Raw genomic sequence first — 20,427 nt, forward strand, 5'->3', positions numbered from 1 at the left:
GCCTGGTCGGTGCTGTGATCACAGTTTACCGCCGGGTGCCGACCCGTCCCAATGGTTACCGCCCAGGCCGCATCAGGACCACCGTGGCGTGAGCACGCCGAGCGCACCCAGCGCCACCGCCGCGGCCGTCGAGGTGCGCAACACCGTCGGGCCGAGCCGGACGGCCGTCGCCCCCGCGGCGGCCAGCGCGGCGATTTCGTCGTCGGCGATGCCGCCCTCGGGGCCCACGACCAAGGTCAGAGCACCGGCGTCGGCGAGCGGCACATCGGTGAGGTGCCCCCTCGCCGACTCGTGCAGGACCAGCGCGACGGAGTCCTCGCCGCGGAGGCGCTCGGCCAGCTCGGCCGTCGACACCGGTCCGCTCACCTGGGGAATGCGGGCGCGCCTCGACTGCCGTGCCGCCGACCGGGCCACGCCCGCCCAGCGCCGCAGCCCCTTGTCGACCTTGGCGGACCCGTCCCATCTGGCGACGCAGCGCGAGGCCTGCCACGCCACGAACGCGTCGGCGCCGGCCTCGGTGGCCAGTTCGACGGCCAGTTCCGCGCGGTCGGATTTGGGCAACGCCTGCACGACGGTGACGGTCGGTGACGCCTGCGGCACGGTGCGGCGGTCCAGCACCCGCGCGGTCAGCCTGCCCTTGCCGACGTTCTCGACGACGCAGTGCGCCAGCTCGCCGGCGCCGTCGGACAGGTCGACGTGCTCGCCGACGCGGATCCGTCGCACGTTGGCGGCGTGGAATCCCTCGTCGCCGTCGACAATCGCGACCTCACCGGCCGGGGGCAGCGCGTCGACGTAGAAGAGTGCGTGACTCACCGACGATCAGCGGCCGGTGAACGTCTCGCGCAGCCTGCTGAACAGCCCGCCGCCGGTGGTGGCGTTCGCGTGGCTGGACCGCACCTCGGCGGTATCGCGGGACCGCTTCTCCTTGAGCTGGCGCAGCAGTTCGACGTCCTCGTGGTCCAGCCGCATCGGCACCATCACCTCGATGTGGGCGTGCAGCTCGCCGCGCACACCAGAGCGCAGGTGCGGCATGCCGTGCCCGCGCAGCGTGGTGACCGCGCCCGGTTGGGTGCCCGCGGGGATGCTGATCTCGGTCGGGCCGTCGAGGATCGCCTCGACGGTGACCGTGGTGCCCAGCGCGGCGTCGACCATCGGCACCGAGATGGTGCAGTGCAGGTCGTCGCCGTCGCGGACGAACACCTCGTGCGGCTTCTCGTGCACCTCGACGTACAGGTCGCCCGCGGGCCCGCCGCCCGGACCGACCTCGCCCTGGGCGGCCAGGCGCACCCGCATCCCGTCGCCGACGCCTGCCGGGATCTTCACGCTGATCTCTCGACGCGCCCGCACGCGGCCGTCGCCGCCGCACCGGTGGCACGGGTCCGGGATGACCTCGCCCACCCCGCCGCAGACCGGACACGGCCGCGACGTCATCACCTGGCCGAGCAGTGAGCGCTGCACCGTCTGCACCTCGCCGCGGCCGCCGCAGGTGTCGCACGCGACCGGCGAGGAGTTGGCGTGTGTGCCCTTGCCCTGGCACAGGTCGCACAGCACCGCGGTGTCGACGGTGACCTGCTTGGTCACGCCCGTCGCGCACTCCTCGAGGTCCAGCCGCATCCGCAGCAGCGAATCGGACCCCGGCCGCACGCGCCCGATCGGGCCGCGCGAGGTGGCGCCGCCGCCGAAGAACGCCTCGAACACGTCGCCGAGGCCCCCGAATCCACCGGAGAAGCCGGCTCCGTTCGATGCCGCCGACTCCAGCGGGTCGCCGCCGAGGTCGACGATGCGCCGCTTCTCCGGATCCGACAGCACCTCGTAGGCGACGCTGATCTCCTTGAACCGCGCCTGAGCCTCTTCGTCCGGGTTGACGTCGGGATGCAGTTCGCGCGCCAGCTTGCGATACGCGCGCTTGATCTCCGAATCCGTCGCGCCCTTGCTCACCCCGAGCAGCCCGTAGTAGTCGCGTGCCACGCTGACCTTGCCTGCCTATTCCTGGTTGACGATGCCGGCCTACCGGCTGCCTAAGACTTCCCCGATATAGAGAGCAACCGCAGCGACATTAGCGATAGTTCCCGGATAGTCCATTCGAGTGGGACCCAACACACCCATGCCGCCGTACACCTTGCCCGAACTGCCGTACGCGGTGGTGACCACCGAGGTGCCCGCCATCTCCTCGGCCTCGGTCTCGTGGCCGATCCGCACGGTCACCTTGCCGGCCTCCTGCTGCGCGGCCAGCAGCCGCAAGACCACCACCTGCTCCTCGAGCGCCTCGAGCACCGATCGCAACGACCCGCCGAAGTCGGCCGTGTTGCGGGTCAGGTTGGCGGTGCCGCCGAGCAGCAGCCGTTCCTCGCTGTGCTCGACGAGGGTCTCGACGAGGACGGTCGCCGACCGGCCGACGGCGTCGGCGAGCCCGCCGTGCCCGTTGAGGTGTGACGCCAGGTCGGACACCGCGACCGACGCGGCGGTCAGCGGTTTGCCCTCGAGCGCCTGGCCCAGCAGATCGCGCAGCCTGGCGACGTCGTGTTCGTCCAGTGCGTCGCCGAGTTCGACGATGCGCTGGTCGACGCGGCCGGTGTCGGTGATGACCACCAGCAGCAGCCGGGCCGGTGTCAGCGCGACCACCTCGAGGTGGCGCACCATCGACGTGGTCAGCGTCGGGTACTGCACGATCGCGACCTGGCGGGTCAGCTGCGCGAGCAGCCGGACCGCACGACGCAGGACGTCGTCGAGGTCGACGCCGGTCTCCAGGAACTTCAGGATCGCGCCGCGTTCCGCGGTGGACAGCGGCTTGACGTCGTCGAGCCGGTCGACGAATTCGCGGTAGCCCTTCTCGGTGGGCACTCGACCGGAGCTGGTGTGCGGCTGGGTGATGTACCCCTCGGCCTCCAGCACGGCCATGTCGTTGCGCACGGTCGCACTGGACACACCCAGGTTGTGCCGCTCCACGAGCGTCTTCGATCCGATCGGCTCCTTGGTGGAAACGAAGTCGGCGACGATCGCGCGCAGCACCTCGAATCGACGATCGTCGGCGCTACCCATGTCTGCTCACCTACCCCTCGCATCGCGTTCGCACCCATTTTACGGTCATCAGCAGCGGCGATAGCGTGTGAGCGGCTGTTCGCGTGGCGACGTCGCCGCGGAGGGCTAGCCTTTGCAGTGTTGCCGTTGCCCCGGGGGGACGACGCGAAGGGTGTTTGCCCGATGATCTTCAAGGGAGTCCGCGAGGGCAGACCGTACCCTGACCACGGGTTGTCGCATCGGCAGTGGGCTCAGATCCCGCCGCGGCAGATCCGCCTCGACGAGCTGGTGATGACCACGACGGTGCTGGCCCTGGACCGGTTGCTGTCCGAGGACTCGACGTTCTACGGCGACCTGTTCCCGCATGCGGTCAGATGGCAGGGCAACGTCTACCTCGAGGACGGCCTGCACCGGGCCGTGCGCGCCGCGCTGCGGAACCGCACGGTGCTGCACGCGCGGGTGTTCAACATGGACATGGCGTCCTCTGGCGACGGGTGGGCCCAGGCCCAGCAGTTCTAGGCGGTCGGCGCGACCGGCCGTCGCAACAGGACGACCCCCGTGATCAGCTGCCACAGCATCACCGTGTAGACGCAGCCGCGCTCGACGATGCCGATGGGTGCATAGTCGATCGCCCAGTGGTTGTAGTTCTCCAGCATCGCGAAGATCACGAACCCGGCCAGGCCGATCAGTGTCCCGACAAGTCGATAGCCCGGAGCGACGACGGCTCGGCGCACCACCGCGGTGCCTGCCAGGATCGCGGCGTTGCCGCCGAAGATCGCGAGGATCGCGCCCAGCGCGTGCAGCCACTCGTACCCGTCGTTCCACAGCGGCGATCCCCCGTGCACGATCCCGACCAGGAAGTCGCCGACGGCGGTGATCACGGCGAGCACCACGAACACCACGCCGGTCCAGTGGACCCGCACGGCGCGGACGACGAGCACCGCGCCCATGACGAAGAGTGCGCCCTGAGCGAAGAACGCGGCGTTCATCAGATACGCGCGCGGCGACCAGGCCGGGACGCCGAGCGAACTGATGTAGTGCTCGGTGTAGCTGTACCCGGGTAGTGCCACCGCCGTCAGCAGTTCGAGCACGACGTAGCCGACCGCGGCGACGAGCCATGTCACCGCGCCGATGACGAGGCCCGTCCTGTTCGCCGTCCTCGTCGGTGCCGTTGCCACAGCATCACACCGTAGGGCACCGGTCCGCCGGGCCGCGCACCTCACGCCCGTCGAACGTCGCCCAGGCCACCATTCGACGTGTCCACCGGTGCGCACGTCGCGCATCTGCTACGTCAAGGAGGTCTGCACGTCATGATCCGCCCGCCGTTGCCGATGCCGATCTCGGGATCGGTTGGGGCGCACCCGGCCCGGGGATCCAGGACATCAGTCGGCGGCCATCGCCTCGCGCAGGCTGCGCGGCCGCAGATCCGTCCAGTTCTCCTCCACGTAGGCCAGGCAGTCCGCCCTGGTGCTCTCGCCGAACACCACGCGCCACTGCGCGGGAACGTCGACGAACACGGGCCACAGGCTGTGCTGGCCCTCATCGTTCACCAGCACGTAGAAGGTGCCGTTGTCGTCATCGAAAGGGTTGGTGCTCAAGGCTTCTCCTCGAAGGCGATGGGGTGGCGGTGCTTGATGGTCGCTCGGACGAGCCTCGCTCCATGACCAGGTCCGCGCCGAGGATCCGGTCGGACAGCAGGCCCAGGCAGGACAGGTTCGGGAACCCGGGCCCCTGGGTCAACCCGGACAGTCCCGGCAGGAACAGCTTCGGCATCACGTGTTCGACCGCGAGGTCGTCACCGATGGACTCCTGCAGCAGCTCGCCGGTCAGCGGTCCGCCCAGGCCGAGTTCGAGCAGATCCAGGGCGTCCTGGCCCAGCAGCGGCACGAACCACAGCGCGTCGGCACCCGATCCGTCGATGACGAGGTCGAATCCGTGGGCGGTTTCGAGCGCTTCGCCGCCGTTGGTGGTGCGCAGCGTCAGCCGGATCCGGCCGTCCCTGGCCACCGCGTGCGCGACCCGCCCGCGCAGGTGCCGGATGCGGTCGTCGGCGAGCAGCGCCTCCTGCACCCGCGCGGAGAACACGCCGCGGTCGGTGCGCGCCATCGCGTCACGCCGTTCGGCCGGCGTGAGATTCGTCCACCCGGTGGGATCGGAGAACAGCGTGTTCTCGAAATAGCCCTCGCCCCGGGTGAACAGCGTGACCTGTGGCGAGATGACGGTGATGGTCGAAATGCGGTGGCGGACCAGCTCGTTGAGCATCGAAGCGGCGGTCTCGCCGCCGCCGATCACCGCGACCCGCTCGGCGCAGATCAGCTCGTGCCGGGCCGCGCGGTGCCAGAACTGCGCGATCGAGAGCACCCGCGGATTGCCCGGCAGGATCGACCGTTCGGGCTGCCCCGGACCGGTGATCATCAGGCCGTCGGCCGGCACGGTGCGATCCGAGGTGTGCAGGGCCCAGCGCTGCCGGTCGGGGCCGATGTCGACCGAGATGCGCCGCACCTCACCGGCCACCACGGTCATCCCGACATTGCCCGCGACCCAACGCAGGTACTGGCTCCAGCGGCGGTGGGTGGGCGCGGGCCTGCCCCGGTCCACCCATTCGGCGAACTGACCGGTGGCGATCAGGTACGCCTGCCAGCTGTGCCGCGTCATCCGCTCGTCGAGTTCGGCGTTTCGCCGCGGCACCAGCGACGACCGGTAGGGGAAGCCGACGTCCTTCTCGGGGCTGGTGCCCAGCCGGTGCTGGCCGTCGGTCCAGCCGCCGTCGGCCTGCCAGTTCGCGGCCACCTCGGTGCGCTCGACCGCGACGACGTCGGGCACGTCGACGCCCATGTCGCGCAGCACGGCGGCCTTGGCCGCGACGGCGACGGCCTTCGCTCCCGCGCCGACGACCGCGAGTGTTCGGTTCATGACACGACCTCTCGAAGCGAATCCAGCCACATCGACTGCAGCGTGGCGATGTCCTCGGCGGACAGGATGTCGGGCAACGTGCGCCACTGGGTGCCCAGCACGGGGGCGTCGCTGTCGCCCAGTACCGCCGCCATGATGGTCAGCTCGTGGCGGACGGCGAGATTGGGCTCGGGCAGCGGTGACACACCGGCCAGCAGCCCGCGGTCGGGACGCAACGCACCGCCGTCGATCCCGACATGCACGCGGCCGAAGAAGTTCAGCAGCAACTGCGGTTCGCGGTAGCAGGCAAGGCGTTCGGCGGTGTCGGGCCGAAGGTAGCGCAGCAACCCGAAATCTATTCCATCGCCGGGTATTTCGGCTACATCGCGGGCCGACTGCACGCGCAGCGGGTAGATCGCGGTGAGCAGGCCGACGGTATCGGACGTGTCGGCTTCACCGACCACGTTCTCGGCGCGGCCGTGGGTCTCCAGAGCCAGCAGCGGCGGTGGGACCGCCTGCCCGCGGTGCAGCCGCCACCGGGTGACCGTGCGCGCGGCGGCCGCGGCCAACAGGTACGGCGCGGGTTCGGCGGCGCCCAGCAGCCGTGCGGTGAGGTCGGTGTCGGCCAGCGACATGGAGACCACGACGTCACCGACGCGATCGGTGTGGGGCCGCAATCGGCGGGCACCCAGCGGCGGATCATCGCCGTCGAGTTGGGCGGCCCAGAAGTCGCAGGTGTCGAGTTTCTGCGCACGCTCGGTGAGCAGTCGCGACCAACGCCGATAGCTGGTGTGCTCCGGCGTCGGCACCGCGTCGCAGCCCGAGGCGATCGCATGCCAGCCGGCGTCGAGTTCGGCCAGCACGATCCGCCACGAGGCGGGGTCCATCGCGAGCACGTGGGCGGTCAGCACCAGCACGTCCGGTCCGTCGGACCGTCGGCACCAGGTCGCGGCTAGTAGCGAACCACGTTGCGGGTCAAGTCGTTCGACCGCCCGCGCGGCCTCGGCACCGACGGTTTCGGCGAGGCCGCCGTCGACCCACACCTCGGTCAACAGCTCTTGCGGATCGTGCCCGACGAACGTCATGGTCTGCCGGTCGAGCCGGCTGCGCAGTACCTCGTGGCCGTCGACGACGGCACGCAACATCGCCGTCAGGTGCTCACGGGTGACACCGTCGGGCAGCCGGATGGCCTCGGTCTGTGCCAGACGTCGCGCGTCGCCGTGCTCGTACAGCCAGTGCACGTTGGGCAGCACCGGGACCGGCCCCGCGGGTTCGTCGGCATCGTGGTCGGCGCGGGCCGCTTCGTTGTCGATGGCGGCGGCCAGTTCGCGGACGGTGGCGCACTCGAGCATCAGCCGCGCCCGCAACGGGATTCCGCGCCTGCGGGCGGCCTGCACCACCGACAGCGCGACGATGCTGTCGAGTCCGAGCGCGAGGAAGTCTGCGCTGACATCGACCTCGACGCCGTCGAGCAGGTCGGCGAGCACACCTGCCAACGCCGCCTCGGTGGCCGTCTCGGGAGCGGCGGACGGGCCGTCGTCGATCGTGATGGCGGCCAGCGCGGCGTCGTCGACCTTGCCGTGCGGCGTGAGCGGCAGCCGGTCGACGACGGCGATGCTGTGCGGAACCATGTAGCGCGGCAGCCGCTTTGCCACCAGCGCACGCAGCTCGGTGACGTCCGGTGCTGGTTCGGCGGCGACGTAGGCGACCAGTTGCGGGCCCCAACGCTGCCTGCGCACCGCCACGTGAGCGTGCTGCACCGCGGGATGGGCGTGCAGGACCGCCGCGATCTCGGCGGGTTCGACCCGGAAGCCGCGGATCTTGACCTGCGCGTCGGACCGGCCGAGGAACTCCAGCGCACCGCCGGCCTGCCGCCGCACCACGTCGCCGGTGCGGTACATGCGCTCCCCCGCAACGAAGGGGTCGGCCACGAATCGGGATGCGGTTTCGCCCGGTCTGCCGAGGTAGCCGCGGGTCAGCTGATCACCGGACAGGTACAGTTCGCCGGCCACGCCGTCGGGGACCGGCCGCAGCCACGAGTCGAGCACGTAGGCGCGGCTGGGCGACGTCGGCAGGCCGATGGTCGGCGCGTCGTGGTCGGCGATGGCGGCGACGACCGCCTCGACCGTGGTTTCCGTTGGGCCGTAACAGTTGTAGGCCGCCATGCCGGTGCGCGCGCACTCGTCGCGGATCATCGTCCACGCCGGGATGCCGACGGCCTCGCCGCCCAGCGCCAGCACGGCCAGGGGCACGGTGGTCAGCAGACCGCACGCATGCAGTTGGGCGAACATCGACGGCGTGGTGTCGATGAGGTCGATGCCGTAGCGCGCGATGGTCTCGACCAGTGCCTCGGCGTCACGCTGGACGTGGTCGTCGACGATGTGCACGGCGTGCCCGTCGAGCAGGGCGGCCAGCGGCTGCCAGGCCGCGTCGAAGGTGAACGACCAGGCGTGCGCGACCCGCAGCGGGTGACTCAACCGGGCCGCCGCCGGGCGCAACACGTTTCGCGCGTGGTCGTCGGCGTAGGCCAGCAACGCCCGGTGCGTGCCGACGACACCCTTGGGTCTGCCCGTGGTGCCGGAGGTGAACACGACGTAGGCGGCCTGCCCGGGGCGGGCGGGCACCGGCCGGAAGTCGTCGGCCGGCTCATCGGCTGATGCGGCAAGGAAGGCCTCGTCGACGACGACCGACGCACCGCACTGGCCGAGGATGTCGGCGACGCGCTCGTCCGGCATCGCCGGGTCGAGCGGGACGATGACCCCGCCGGACTTGAGCACACCGAGCATCGCGATCACGTAGTGCGGGCCGCGGCCGAGCCGGATCGCCACCGGCGTCTCGGTGCGCACACCGCGTGTGGTCAGGGCGGCGGCCACCCGGTCGGCGGCCTCGTCGAGTTCACGGTAGGTGAGCTCGCCGCCGGACCAGCTCAGCGCGGGCGATCCCAGTTTGCCGCTGGCGGTCTCGTGGAACGCCTCGTGCACACCCCACTGGGCGGGCGGGGCCGCGGCGCCGCGCCGGGTGACCGGCGCCTCGCCGTCGAGCAGAAGCACGACGTCGCGGAGCGGGTTGTCCCAGTTGGCGATCAGCCGTTCGACGGTGGTGAGCAGTCGCGTGCCGAGCGATTCGGGGGTCATCGACCCGAGCGCGCCCTCGATCACCTCGACGAGCACCGTGAGCCGGTCGTCGATCCTGTGCGCGGCGATGGTCACCGGGAAGTGCGAGACACTCTCGAGCGCTGCGGGCCGGAACGTCGCGCCGTTGGCGTCGAAGTCCCCGCCGCCGACGAGCCCGCCCGGCGGGAAGTTCTCGTACACCAGCAGGCTGTCGTACATCTCCCCGACCCCGCCCAGCGCGCGCAGCTCGTTGTGCGGCAGATAGCTGTGGTCGCGCAGCCTGGCCGCCTCGCGTTGCAGCGCAACGCACTGCGCGCCCACCCGGGCCACCGGATCCAGCCGCACCCGCAACGGCACGGTGTTGATGAACAGGCCCACCATCGTCTCGACCCCGGTGAGTTCGCCGGGCCGCCCTGACACCGTCACCCCGAACACCACGTCGTGACGGTCGGTGAACGCCGAAACTAGTGTGGCCCATGCCATTTGCACGAGAGTGCTGACGGTGACACCGTGCGCACGGGCCGCGTCGGACAACCGGCCGGTGGTGGTGCGGTCCAGTTTCAGCTCAGTGCGCCGCGGCTCTCCGGACGGCGGCTCCCCCGCGGTCAGCGCGGGCGTGACGAGGGTGGGCCCGTCGAGGCCGGCGAGGTGGGCGCGCCACAGCTCGCGACTGGCCTCCTGATCGCGGCCGGCCAGCCACCCGATGTAGTCGCGGTAGGGCCGCGGTGGCGGGGGCAGCACACCGGCATCGCCGCCCGAACGGTACAGCGAGATGAGCTCGCCAACGAACAGGGGCAGCGACCAGCCGTCGATGATGATGTGGTGCGCGACGACGACAAGGCGCCAACCGGTGTCGGGCGTTTCGATGAGCAGGAACCGGATCGCCGGCCCGCGGTCGAGTTGAAACGGGCGCCGTCGCTCGTCGGCTTCGAGCGCCGCCACCTCGTCGGCGGCGGCCGTGATGTGTCGCCACGGCACGTCCACCCGGGAGGGCACCAGCTGCACCGGCCTGCTCAGGTCACCGCGCAGGAAGCTGGCCCGCAGGTTGGGATGACGGGCCAGCATCGCGGCGGCGCAGTCGCGGAGCAGCGCCGCGTCGAGTGCGCCGGCGATGTCGGCGGCCATCGCGATGACGTACGGATCGTCGTCGCCGGCGCTCAACTGCGCCAGGGAGAACAGCCCCTGCTGCAGTGGGCTCAGCGCCATCACGTCCTCGACGGCGACCTCGGCGTCTCGCGTGCGCGGTGCTGTCACTGTGCGCCGTCCTGCGACGCCGACCACATCGACGCCACAGCCGCCAGTTCGTCCGCCGACAACCCAGAGGCGGCCATCGGCTCGTGGTGGGTGTCGGGCGTCGCGGGCGCGCCGCCGGCTTCGTCGACGGTCGCGGCCAACGAGTGAATCATCGGCTGTTCGAACACCATCCGCGCGGTCACCGGCAGTCCGAGGTCGCGGGCGCGCGCCGCCAGCTGCACCGCCAGGATGGAATCGCCCCCCAACTCGAAGAAGTCGTCGGTGCGGTTGACCTCGGCCACGCCGAGGACGTCGGCAAGGATCGCGGCCAGCGCCCGTTCGGTGCCGGTGCGCACCGGTTCGGCCGGGCCCGCCGCCGTGGGCGGGCGGCGCTGTTCGCCTGACTCGACGAACTCCAACCGTCCGTCGGGGGTCCAGCGACCGCGCTTGCCGGTGCGGCGCAGCACCGCCCCGTCCTCACCGGCGACGTGCTGGTACACCTCACCGACCACCCCGATCGCGACGGCATCGCGCCAGTGGTCGAGCACGCTGGCCTCGGCTGCCGCGCTGAAGCTTTCGACCAGGCGGCGTTCGTCGCGGTCGGCGATCTGCACGTCGCGCACGCGCTGGTCGGGGTCGGCGGCGAACGCGGCCAGCACGCGAGAAAGCCAGCCGACGAACCGTTCCGCGGTGGCACGTCGGTACAGGTCGGTCCGGTAGATGACGTGCCCTCGGTAGCCGTCCGCTGCGCCGAAGAAGTTCACCGACAAGTCGGCGTGGGCGACGTCGAACGGAGGTTCCAGCGCGGTGAACGTCGTGTCGCCGTCCGGCCCGGACTCGACGAGTCGACATTCGGGCAGCGCGTCGCGCACGTGCACCACGACGCCGAAAAGCGGGTTGCGGGACAGCGATCGCGCGGGCCGCACCGCGTCGACCACCTGATCGAACGGCAGGTCCTGGTGGGCATAGGCCGCCAGCGCGGTGTCGCGGGCGTGCCGCAGCACCTCGCGCAGGGTCGGGTTGTCCCGAAGGTCGTTGCGCAGCACCACGATGTTGACGAAGAACCCGATCAGCGCGTCGAGTTCGGCTTCGGTGCGGCCCGCGACCGGTGTGCCCAGCGGGATGTCCGGCCGTTCACCGGCTTTGTGCAGCGCGAGGGCCACCGCCGCCTGCAGCAGCATGAACTCCGTGACGCCGAGTTCGGCGCTCAGTTCGGCGAACCGGCCCCGGGTTGCGGCGGCGATGCTGAACTCGACCGAATCGCCGTCGCCGCTCACCACCGGGGGCCGCGGGAAGTCCGGCGCCAGACCGGGGTCCTCGTGCAGGCCCGCCAATTGGCGGCGCCAATATTCGCGTTGCGCGACAACGGGTCCGTCGGTGTCGGACAGCAGGGCGGCCTGCCATGCGGCGTAGTCCGCGTACTGCACCTGCAGCGGTGCGAACCGCGGCGACTCGCCGGCGCGCCTGGCGCGGTACGCGGTCAGCAGGTCGGTGTACAACACCATGGCAGACCAGTGGTCGGCGGCGATGTGGTGCACCACCAGCGACACCACATGCGCGTCCGGGGTGGCGAGCACCGCGGCGCGCACGGGCAGGTCACGCTCGAGGTCGACGACGTGCTTGCGCTCCTTGTCGAGTTCGGTGTGCAGCCAGGTCTCGTCCTCGCCGCGGGCACGCCGCACCGTGATCTCCGCCGTCCGGTCGACGATCTGGTACGGCGCACCGTCGATCTCGCGGTAGGTGGTGCGCAGCACCTCGTGCCGGGCCACGACGTCGCGGACCGCCGCGACGAACGCGTCGGTGTCGCAGGGCCCGTCGATGCGGGCGGCGAACGGGATGTTGTTGACCGGGCTCGGACCGTCGACGCGGTACTGGAACCACATGCGCAGCTGGGACGCCGACAGGTGCAGCGGACCGTCATGCGGGACGGCGACCAACCGGGGCCGGGTGTGCTCGGTCGCGGTGGCCGAGTCGATCCGTTCGGCCAGCCGGGCCACGGTGGCGAGTTCGAACACCTCGCGCACGCCGATGTCGACGTTGAACTGAGCACGCAGACCCGCAACGAGTTTGGTGGCGAGCAGCGAGTGCCCGCCGAGGGCGAAGAACGAGTCGTCGGCGCCGACGCCGTCGCGCTCGAGCAGTCGGGCGAAGAGGTCGGCGAGTCGCCGTTCGGTGCCGTCGGCGGGTTCGCGGTAGGCGGCGCCGAAGGCAACCCTGGTGTCTGAGTCGGGGTCGGGCAGCGCCGCACGGTCGATCTTGCCGTGCGCGGTGATCGGGATCTCGTCGAGCACGACGTACGCCGCGGGGACCATGTACTCCGGAAGTGCCGCCGCGACCCGGTTGCGGATGCGCTCGACGTCGACGTGGGTGGCGCTGTCGGCCCCCGTGACGTACCCGACGAGGCTCGGCCCCGCCCCGGGCAGGTCGCAGACCGCCACGACGGCTTGGCCGACGCTCGGATCGACCGAGATCGCGGCCGCGACCTCGCCGAGTTCGATGCGGAATCCGCGAATCTTCACCTGTTCGTCGGCGCGGCCGACGAACTCGATGTCTCCGTCGGCGTTGCGGCGGGCCAGGTCGCCGGACCGGTACAGCCGGCCGCCGGGGGTGAACGGGTCGGCGACGAAGCGTTCGGCGGTCAGGCCCGGTCTGCGGTGATAGCCGCGAGCGACATGCGTTCCGCCGATGTAGATCTCACCGATCACACCGACCGGCACGGGCCGCAGCGCGCTGTCGAGCAGGTGGATCTGCGTGTTGATCTTCGGGGTGCCGATCGGCACGATGCGCGTGCCCTGCTTGCCGTGCACCTTGTAGCGGCTGGCGTTGATCACCGTTTCGGTGGGCCCGTAGAAGTTGTGCAGCAGCGCGTCGAAGGTGTGTTGGAACTTGTCGGCGAGCTCACCCGGCAGGGCCTCACCGCCGATCGGGACGCGCTGCAGCGTCCGCCATTCGTTGACCCCCGGCAGGGACAGGAACAGCCCGAGCAGCGACGGCACGAAGTGCATCGACGTGATGCCCTCGGTGTGCAGCAGGTCGGTGAGGTAGCCGATGTCGCGCAGGCCGTCGGGCCGTGGGATCACCAGTCGGCCGCCGCAGGCCAGCATGCCGAAGATCTCACCGATCGACACGTCGAAGCTGGGTGAGGCGACCTGCAGCAGCCGCTCGCGGTGGTCGATCTCGTAGTCTCCCTTGAACCAGACGAAGTACTCGGCCACCGGCCGGTGCGACACCGGCACGCCCTTGGGCAGGCCCGTCGACCCCGAGGTGTAGATCAGGTAGGCGGTGCTGTCGGGGTGCAGTGCGCGGACCCGCTCGGAGTCGGTCGGATCGGTGTCCGGATAGTCGTCTAGGTTGTGAACTGCCTCGCGGACAACGAGTTTCGGGTCGGAGTCGGACAGGATGAAGGTCAGCCGGTCCTCGGGGTAGGTGGGGTCGATCGGCAGGTATACCGCGCCGGCCTTGAGCACGCCCAGCGCGGTGATCACCAGCTCCGGTGAGCGGTCCAGCAGCACCGCCACCCGGTCCTCGGCCCCGACACCCTGACCGATCAGCCAGTGCGCGACTCGGTTGGCCGCCGCGTTGACCTCGCGGTAGGTGTAGTGGCGGCCCTCGTAGACGACGGCCACCGCGTCGGGGGTGCGGGCCACCTGGTCCTGCACCAGCGCGGTCAGTGTCGTTGCGGGAGCGTCGAACTCCTCTCCCGCCGACACGTGCCGCAGCCACTCGGCATCGGCGGGCCCCATCACGTCGAGCTCCCCGACCGGCCGGTCCGTGTGGGTCAGCGCGTCGTCGAGCAGCACCGCGTAGTGCTCGAGCAGCTGCCGGGCCAGCGACGCGTCGAGGATTTCGACGAGATACTCGGCCTCGACCTCCGCGCCGGTGTCGTCGAACTCGACCATGAAGCCCAGCGGCAGCTGGGTGAGTTGGCCGCGCAGGTCGGCGCGCCGGCACGTGATGCCCGGCGGATTGAACCCGTCACCGTCGGCGCCGCGGACACCGAACGCGACGCGGGTCATGCGCTCCGCGCCGTGCGTGCGGTCCGGATTGAGTTCGCGCACCACGCGATCGAGGTTGACGCGTTGGTGGGCGAAGGCGCCGACCGCGGTGTCGCGGGTGTGCGCCAGCACCTCGCGGAAGGTCTGGCCGGACTGTGGGCGCAGGCGCAGGGCCACGGTGTTGCCGAAGTAGCCGATGACGTCCTCGACGTCGGCGGTCCGGTTCAGCACCGGCGTCGCGACGAGGAAGTCCTCGGCGTGGGTGTAGCGCTGCATCAACACGCCGAACGCGGCGAGCAGCACCATGTACGGTGTCGCACCGGTCTGCCTCGCCAGTGCCGAGATCCGGTCGACCGTGGCCCCGGGCAGCCGCAGCGTGGTGCGCGCCGAACGCCAACTCGTCGGCACCGCAGAGCCGTTGGGCCCCGGCAGCTCGAGTGGTTCGGGCGGGCTTGCCAGCGTCGCGCGCCAGTAGTCGAGATCCTCGTCGACGTGGCCGGCCGTCGGCGCGGGCGCGGCGGCCGGAGCCAACGACTCGCCGGTGTAGGCGCGGGTCAGGTCGCCGAAGAACACCCGCCAGCAGCCGTCGTCCCACGCGATGTGATGGGCGACGAGCAGCAGCACATGCTCGTCGGGCGCGGTACGCACGACGGTGAGCCGCAGCGGGGAGTCCGCGCCGAGGTCGAACGGCGTGCCGAAGTCGCGCTGCGCCAGCACCTCCAGGCGCAGCCGACGCGCATGCTCGGACAGGTCGGTGAGGTCGTGCACCGACCAGCCGGGTGTGAGGTCGCGGTGCACGGTCGGTTGCGGTTCACCGTCGGCATCGGCGGCGTAGGTCGTGCGCAGAATCGGGTGACGCGCGGCGACCGCCCCGACAGCGTCGTGCAACCGCGCCACGTCGAGGTCCCCGGCGATCCGGTAGGACAGGCAGATGTTGAGGATCGCGCCGGTCGGGTCGGCCGCCTGGACGAACCACATGCGGCGTTGTTCGTCGGACAGGCCGGTGGCCGGAGCCACGGCGGCCGCATCGTCGGCCGATCGGAGCCCGCGCTGGGCAAGCCTGCGCCGCAACAGTTCCAGCCGCTGGTCGACCTGCCGCTCTCCGATGTCGACCATGTCAGTCACGTGTGTTTACCTTCTGTCGATCGGGTCGTGCTGTCGAGGCTGGCGATGAGCGCGCCGCCGGTGATGCCGCCGAGCAGGGTGGCCAACGGAACCTTGTGTCCGGTGGTCCGGTGCAGTCGCTTGCGCAGATCGAGCGCCAGCAGCGAGTCCACACCCAGGTCGAGCAGCGGTGTTTCGAGATCGATGGAGGCCGGCTGGAGGTTCAGCACGGCGGCGAGGTCGGCCCGTACCCGCGCGGCGGTGTCACCGCCGGTGTCGGCGGGTGCGGCGTCAACGGACGTCGGGGACGCGGCGGACTGGCTGTCGAGGAACACCTGCAGGCGGTCGTGGTCGGCGGCCAGCAGCAGTGGGTCGTGGGCGTGGTCGCGCAGGCTGGCGGCGACCGCGGCGTCGGGTTCCATCGGTTGCAGGCCCGACCGCTCGATCCTGGCCACTTCGTCGGCGTCGGCGATCCCCGTGCCCCGCCAGAGGCCGTATCTGAGGGCCACGCAGTTCAGGCCCTCGGCCCGCAGCTGGCCCGCCATCACGTCCAGCATCCGGTTGGCCGCCGAGTAGGCGGCGTGTCCTCGACCGCCCCATACACCGGATATCGAGGAGCACAACAGGATTCGCGTGTCCGGGCGCATCGGCCACAGTTCGGCCATGCGCGCCATGCCGCCGATCTTGGCCGCGGTGGTGTGGCCGAACGCCTCGGCGGTGAGCGCGTCGCGGTCGGCGAAGGTCGCGGCCCCCGCGGCGTGGATGAGCAGCGACGCTCCGTCACCGCCATGATCGCGGGCGGCCGCCGCGACGTCCTCGGCGCAGGTGATGTCGCAGGGCGGCGCGACCACGTCCACGCCCGCACTTGTCAGTTCGGCCATGGCGGCGGGGGCGACGCCGCCGCGGCTGAGCAGGACGAGGCGCCGCGCGCCGTGGGCGGCGAGATGACGTGCGAAGTGCAGGCCCACCGCACCGCTGCCACCGGTGATGACGACGTTGTCGAGCACCCCGGTGTCCAGCGACCACACCGGCGCGGGTTCGACGCAGTCGCCCACGGTGCGTACGAATGTGTCGGCCTGCGAAGCACTGTCGCGAACCGCTGCCTCGTGCGTGTCGCCCAGCAGCGCGTCCACCGCGGCCGCGACGACCGCGTCGCCGGGCTCCCACGACGGCAGGTCCAGGTGCCGGAACACCTGGTCGGGCCGCTCGAACCCGAGGCTTCGGTGCATCGCCGCCAGCGCCGCCTGCGCCGGCAACGCCACGGGTTCGTCGGTCCGGACATGCTCCCCGCCGACGGTGACCAGACAGATGGCGCGGCAGGCCGGGCCCGCCGCGTCGACATAGCCGAGCAGTCCGGCGCCGACGAGTTCGGAGATTTCTCGGGCGGACCGTTCGACATCGGGGTGGTCGAGCACCGGCGCCACCGCGACGAGAAGGTCGGCCTCACCGGGTGCGGGCGCCTCGACGGCCCGGTGGCGGTGCAGCGCCGCCCGCAGCCGATCGGCGAGCGCACTGCCGGGGCCGACCAGGTCGACCACCGCGATGCGGCGGACGGCGCCGGACGTCGTGAGTTCGGTTGTCGCCCGCCAGTTTTCGGTGGCGACGGTGAGCCCGTACACCGGTGGCAGCGGCGTGGGATCGGCCCACAGGTGAACGGCACGCATCGGCGCGTTGGGGAAGCCCCGCAGGGGTGGTCGAGTCGTGTCGACGATGTCGGTCCAGCGGTAACCGGCGTCACCGGCGGCGGTGGCGGTGATGTTGGCGGACACGGCATCGACGAGCGCGACATCGCGATGCCCCGAGCCGACGACCACACAGCCGTCGTCACCGAGCAGGTCGCCCAGTGCGAACAGCAGCGCCGGATGCGCCGACATCTCGATGTAGCGTCCGACGCCGTGCCCGCGCGCGGCCGTGACCGCGCGGTCGAATCGCACGGTGTCGCGCAGGTTGCGGTACCAGTAGTCGCCGAACCCGGTGCCCGCGGGCACCGGCGCCCCGGTGGTCGAGCCGACGAACTCCACGGCGCTGTCGGTGAACTCCCCGTCCGGCAGCAGCGCGGCGAGGTCGGTGCGCAACGGCTCCAGGGCGCTGGTGTGGCCGGGATAGTCGACGTCGAGGTGCCGCGCGAACAGGCCGTCGCGCGCCGCCCTGCTGACCAGCGCGGCGATCGCGTCACGCTCCCCCGACACCACCACCGAAGTGGACGCGTTGACCGCGGACACCTCCAGCCAGCCGGGAACGTCGGCGATCAGCCGTTCGGCGTCGGTCGACGAGACGCCCAGTGCCGCCATGCCGTAGCCGCCCTGGAGGCGCTCGACGGCCGTCGCCCGCGCGATGACGACGGCGGCGGCGTCGGGCAGTGCCATGCGGCCGGCCACGTAGGCGGCCGCGACTTCGCCGAGACTGTGCCCGACCGTGACGTCCGGGGTGATGCCACCCCAGCGCCAGACGTGGGCCAACCCCACCGCATGGGCGAACTGCGCGCCCTGGATCTGCACCTGCGGCCAGTCTCCGTCGGCGGAGCGGGCGATCAGATACGGCAGCGGCGACCGCTCCCCCGCCACGACGAACGCTTCGGCGCAGCGGTCCACGTGGCTGCGGTACACCGCTGAGCGCCGGTAGGCGTCGGCCCCCATCGACGGCCACTGGTTGCCCTGGCCAGGGAACACGAAAGCCGTTCGCGTGAAGCCGGATTCGCGGGCATAGGTGACCAGCGCGTGCTCGGTGCCGGCGATCACCGCGCGCAGCCCATCGGCCAGTTCGGCGGTGTCGGCCGCCCGCACGACCGCACGGTGCCTGCGCAGCCTGCGGGTCCGCAGCACGGTGGCCGCCACGGCCTGCACCTCGGGCCGTCGATCGAGGTGGCGCAGGATCGCCTCGGCGTCGGCCCTGATGAGGTCGTCGGCGTGTGCGCTCAGCACGACGGGTACGCGCCCGTCGGGCAGGCCGGCCACCGTCATGCCGCCTCCGCACCCGACGGGATGGAGACGATGACGTGCGCGTTGGTGCCGCTCATACCGAACGCGGTCACGGCGGCAAGGCGTTGCCCGTCGACCGCGGGCCACCCTGCCGGTTGCGACGCCAGCCGCAGACCCTGTCCGTCCCAGTCGATTTCGCGGCTCGCGTGCTCGCTGTGCAGGGTGGCCGGTACGGTGCCGTGCTCAGCGGCGATCAGCACCTTGGCCAGTCCCAGCCCACCCGCGGCGGCCTGGGTGTGCCCGAGGTTCGACTTCACCGAGCCCAGCAGCGCACCTTCGCCGGGTGCGGTGGCTCCGTAGGTCTGGGCGAGCGAGTGCAGTTCCGTGCGGTCGCCGAGCCGGGTCCCGGTGCCGTGCCCCTCGATCATCCCGATGTCCTCGGCCTGCACACCGCTCTGCTCGAGCGCACGGCGGAACAACCGGGCCTGCGCCTGCCCGCTCGGGGCGGTCAGGCCGGCGGACCGGCCGTCCTGGTTCAGGCAGGTGGCGCGCAACTCCGCGAGCACGCGGCGGTTCTCGCGACGAGCGGCCGAACGCCGCTGCAGCACGAACATCGCCGCGCCCTCGGCCCAGACGGTGCCGCTGGCCTGTGCGCTGTAGGGCCGGCAGTGGCCGTCGTCGGACAGCGCATGCTGTTTGGCGAACTCGACGAAGAATCCCGGCGAACCCATCACACAGACGCCACCGGCGAGCGCCAGGTCGCAGTCGCCCGACCGCAGCGCCTGCGCCGCGGTGTGCACCGCCGTCAGCGCCGACGAGCAGGACGTGTCGATGGTCAGCGCTGGACCGGCCAGGCCCAATGTGTAGGCGATCCGTCCGGAGATGACGCCGAGGGCGGTTCCCGACATCAGATGCCCGGTGAGATTGGAATACTCGGCGAGATCGGGCCCGTACCCCAGCACCGACGCGCCGACGTAGCAGCCGGCGTCATGGCCGGCGAGGTCGTCGGGATTGATGCCGCCGTTCTCCAGCGCGCGCCACGCCACCCGCAGCGCCACCCGCTGCTGCGGGTCCATGGCGACCGCCTCGCGGGGCGAGATGCCGAAGAACTCGGGGTCGAAAGTGGCTGCGGTGCCAAGGAATCCGCCCAGGTCGCAGATCCGCTTGAAGCCGTCGCGCGCGGAGCCGTCGAGAACGTCGCGAACCCGCCAGCCGCGGTCGCGCGGAAACGGACCCAGGGCTTCGCGCCGTTGCGACAGCAGCGCCCAGTAGTCGTCGGCGGTGGCGATGCCCCCGGGGGCCTCGATCGCCATGCCCACGATGACGATCGGGTCGCCGGCAGTGCTTCCTGGCCCGCTATCCCGCATTGACCAGCTCCGCGACTGCGTCGACGTTGTCGTCGAGATAGAAGTGTCCGCCGTCGAACACCGAAAGGGTGAACGCACCGTCGGTATGAATCTGCCAGCGGCGCAGCATGTCCTGGCTCACGCGGTGGTCGTCACGGCTGGCGAGCGCGTGGATGTCGGCGCGCAGCCGCACGTCGGTTCCGCAGGCATAGCGGTTGAACGCCAGGTAGTCGGCACGCACCGCCCGCACCAGCAGGTCGATGAAGTCCTCGTCGGCCAGCAGGCGGGGGTCGGTGCCGCCGAGATCGATCATGTTGGCGACGATGTCGGCATCGGCGGTCGGAAGGCGCGGTGACGTCGCGATCGTGGACGGCGCCTGGCTGGCCGACACCCAGAGCTGCCGGACGTCGACGCCGTGTCGCTCGGCGACGCGGGCGAATTCGAACGCGATCACCGCGCCCATGCAGTGGCCGAACAGGCGCAGCGGTCCCAGCCTGGCCCAGTCACCCGCCGCGAAGAGATCCGCGGCCAACTCCTCGACGGTGTCCGGGGCGGGATGGCTCAACCGGTCCGCCCGCTGGGGGTACTGCATGACGAACGCGTCACCGCCACCCCGGCACAGCGCGAACCCCAGCGCCCGGTAGGCCGCGGCGGCCCCACCGGCGTGCGGGAACACGATCGTCGCATCGCGTGACGGCCGCCCGGGCGAGCGCTTGATCCAGGGCTTGAAGACCTGTTCCTCGATCATCGTTGCGGGTCCGCAGCGAAAACACGCATCCAGGTCCTCCGGGGAATTAGCGCAGGCTGT

12 protein-coding genes are annotated in these 20,427 nt (G+C 71.2%); 1 reads left to right on the plus strand and 11 read right to left on the minus strand.

Going from position 1 to position 20,427, the window contains the following annotated elements; translation table 11 throughout:
- Positions 1-72 precede the first annotated feature (72 nt).
- Genes ABGB19_RS22885 through hrcA form a run of 3 tightly spaced genes read right to left on the minus strand, consistent with a single transcriptional unit; the run spans position 73 to position 3,039 of the window.
- Entirely contained in the window at positions 73-813 is a 741-nt protein-coding gene (locus tag ABGB19_RS22885) for a 16S rRNA (uracil(1498)-N(3))-methyltransferase (RefSeq protein WP_347688282.1), read from the minus strand.
- A 6-nt stretch (positions 814-819) separates the two neighbouring features.
- Positions 820-1,968 carry a molecular chaperone DnaJ gene (gene dnaJ / locus ABGB19_RS22890; RefSeq protein WP_347688283.1) on the minus strand — a complete coding sequence of 383 codons (1,149 nt, stop codon included), beginning with the start codon at positions 1,966-1,968 and terminating at the stop codon, positions 820-822.
- A 39-nt stretch (positions 1,969-2,007) separates the two neighbouring features.
- Positions 2,008-3,039, minus strand: a complete 1,032-nt coding sequence (gene hrcA / locus ABGB19_RS22895) for a heat-inducible transcriptional repressor HrcA (protein ID WP_347688284.1) — start codon at positions 3,037-3,039, stop codon at positions 2,008-2,010.
- A gap of 162 nt (positions 3,040-3,201) precedes the next feature.
- Between hrcA and ABGB19_RS22900 the strand changes: the two genes are divergently transcribed.
- Positions 3,202-3,537 carry a type II toxin-antitoxin system VapB family antitoxin gene (locus ABGB19_RS22900; RefSeq protein WP_347688285.1) on the plus strand — a complete coding sequence of 112 codons (336 nt, stop codon included), beginning with the start codon at positions 3,202-3,204 and terminating at the stop codon, positions 3,535-3,537.
- Here ABGB19_RS22900 and ABGB19_RS22905 read toward each other — a convergent pair.
- From ABGB19_RS22905 to ABGB19_RS22940, 8 genes are all read right to left on the minus strand, one after another.
- The gene (locus tag ABGB19_RS22905; RefSeq protein WP_347688286.1) at positions 3,534-4,196 is read right to left on the minus strand and encodes a DUF998 domain-containing protein; all 663 of its coding nucleotides are present in this window, start codon (positions 4,194-4,196) and stop codon (positions 3,534-3,536) included. The genes ABGB19_RS22900 and ABGB19_RS22905 overlap by 4 nt on opposite strands.
- A 204-nt stretch (positions 4,197-4,400) precedes the next feature.
- Positions 4,401-4,616, minus strand: a complete 216-nt coding sequence (locus ABGB19_RS22910) for an MbtH family protein (protein ID WP_347688287.1) — start codon at positions 4,614-4,616, stop codon at positions 4,401-4,403.
- Complete coding sequence (mbtG, locus tag ABGB19_RS22915) at positions 4,594-5,931, minus strand: NADPH-dependent L-lysine N(6)-monooxygenase MbtG (protein ID WP_347688288.1); 1,338 nt, start codon at positions 5,929-5,931, stop codon at positions 4,594-4,596. Before mbtG ends, ABGB19_RS22910 begins: the two co-directional genes overlap by 23 nt.
- Positions 5,928-10,229 (minus strand): amino acid adenylation domain-containing protein, encoded by a 4,302-nt coding sequence (locus tag ABGB19_RS22920; RefSeq protein WP_347688388.1) that lies wholly within the window; start codon positions 10,227-10,229, stop codon positions 5,928-5,930. Before ABGB19_RS22920 ends, mbtG begins: the two co-directional genes overlap by 4 nt.
- A gap of 44 nt (positions 10,230-10,273) precedes the next feature.
- Positions 10,274-15,367, minus strand: coding sequence for an amino acid adenylation domain-containing protein (locus tag ABGB19_RS22925; protein ID WP_347688389.1), 5,094 nt, complete (start codon positions 15,365-15,367; stop codon positions 10,274-10,276).
- Between the two features lie 5 nt (positions 15,368-15,372).
- Positions 15,373-18,315, minus strand: coding sequence for a mycobactin polyketide synthase MbtD (gene mbtD / locus ABGB19_RS22930; protein ID WP_347688289.1), 2,943 nt, complete (start codon positions 18,313-18,315; stop codon positions 15,373-15,375).
- Positions 18,312-19,640 carry a polyketide synthase gene (locus ABGB19_RS22935; RefSeq protein WP_347688290.1) on the minus strand — a complete coding sequence of 443 codons (1,329 nt, stop codon included), beginning with the start codon at positions 19,638-19,640 and terminating at the stop codon, positions 18,312-18,314. Before ABGB19_RS22935 ends, mbtD begins: the two co-directional genes overlap by 4 nt.
- Positions 19,630-20,367, minus strand: coding sequence for a thioesterase domain-containing protein (locus tag ABGB19_RS22940; protein WP_347688291.1), 738 nt, complete (start codon positions 20,365-20,367; stop codon positions 19,630-19,632). The genes ABGB19_RS22935 and ABGB19_RS22940 overlap by 11 nt, the downstream gene beginning before the upstream one ends.
- Between the last annotated feature and the right edge of the window lie 60 nt (positions 20,368-20,427).

Origin of the sequence: Mycobacterium sp. B14F4, assembly GCF_039871645.1 — a bacterium.
In the GTDB taxonomy this organism is placed as follows: domain Bacteria; phylum Actinomycetota; class Actinomycetes; order Mycobacteriales; family Mycobacteriaceae; genus Mycobacterium.

Excerpts from the sequence above, each read along its gene's own strand:
- hrcA (WP_347688284.1), bottom strand. The coding sequence starts at position 3,039 with ATGGGTAGCGCCGACGATCGTCGATTCGAGGTGCTGCGCGCGATCGTC.
- mbtG (WP_347688288.1), bottom strand. The coding sequence starts at position 5,931 with ATGAACCGAACACTCGCGGTCGTCGGCGCGGGAGCGAAGGCCGTCGCC.
- ABGB19_RS22920 (WP_347688388.1), bottom strand. The coding sequence starts at position 10,229 with ATGGCGCTGAGCCCACTGCAGCAGGGGCTGTTCTCCCTGGCGCAGTTG.
- ABGB19_RS22935 (WP_347688290.1), bottom strand. The coding sequence starts at position 19,640 with ATGCGGGATAGCGGGCCAGGAAGCACTGCCGGCGACCCGATCGTCATC.
- ABGB19_RS22940 (WP_347688291.1), bottom strand. The coding sequence starts at position 20,367 with ATGATCGAGGAACAGGTCTTCAAGCCCTGGATCAAGCGCTCGCCCGGG.
- ABGB19_RS22900 (WP_347688285.1), top strand. The coding sequence starts at position 3,202 with ATGATCTTCAAGGGAGTCCGCGAGGGCAGACCGTACCCTGACCACGGG.
- ABGB19_RS22925 (WP_347688389.1), bottom strand. The coding sequence starts at position 15,367 with ATGGTCGACATCGGAGAGCGGCAGGTCGACCAGCGGCTGGAACTGTTG.
- mbtD (WP_347688289.1), bottom strand. The coding sequence starts at position 18,315 with ATGACGGTGGCCGGCCTGCCCGACGGGCGCGTACCCGTCGTGCTGAGC.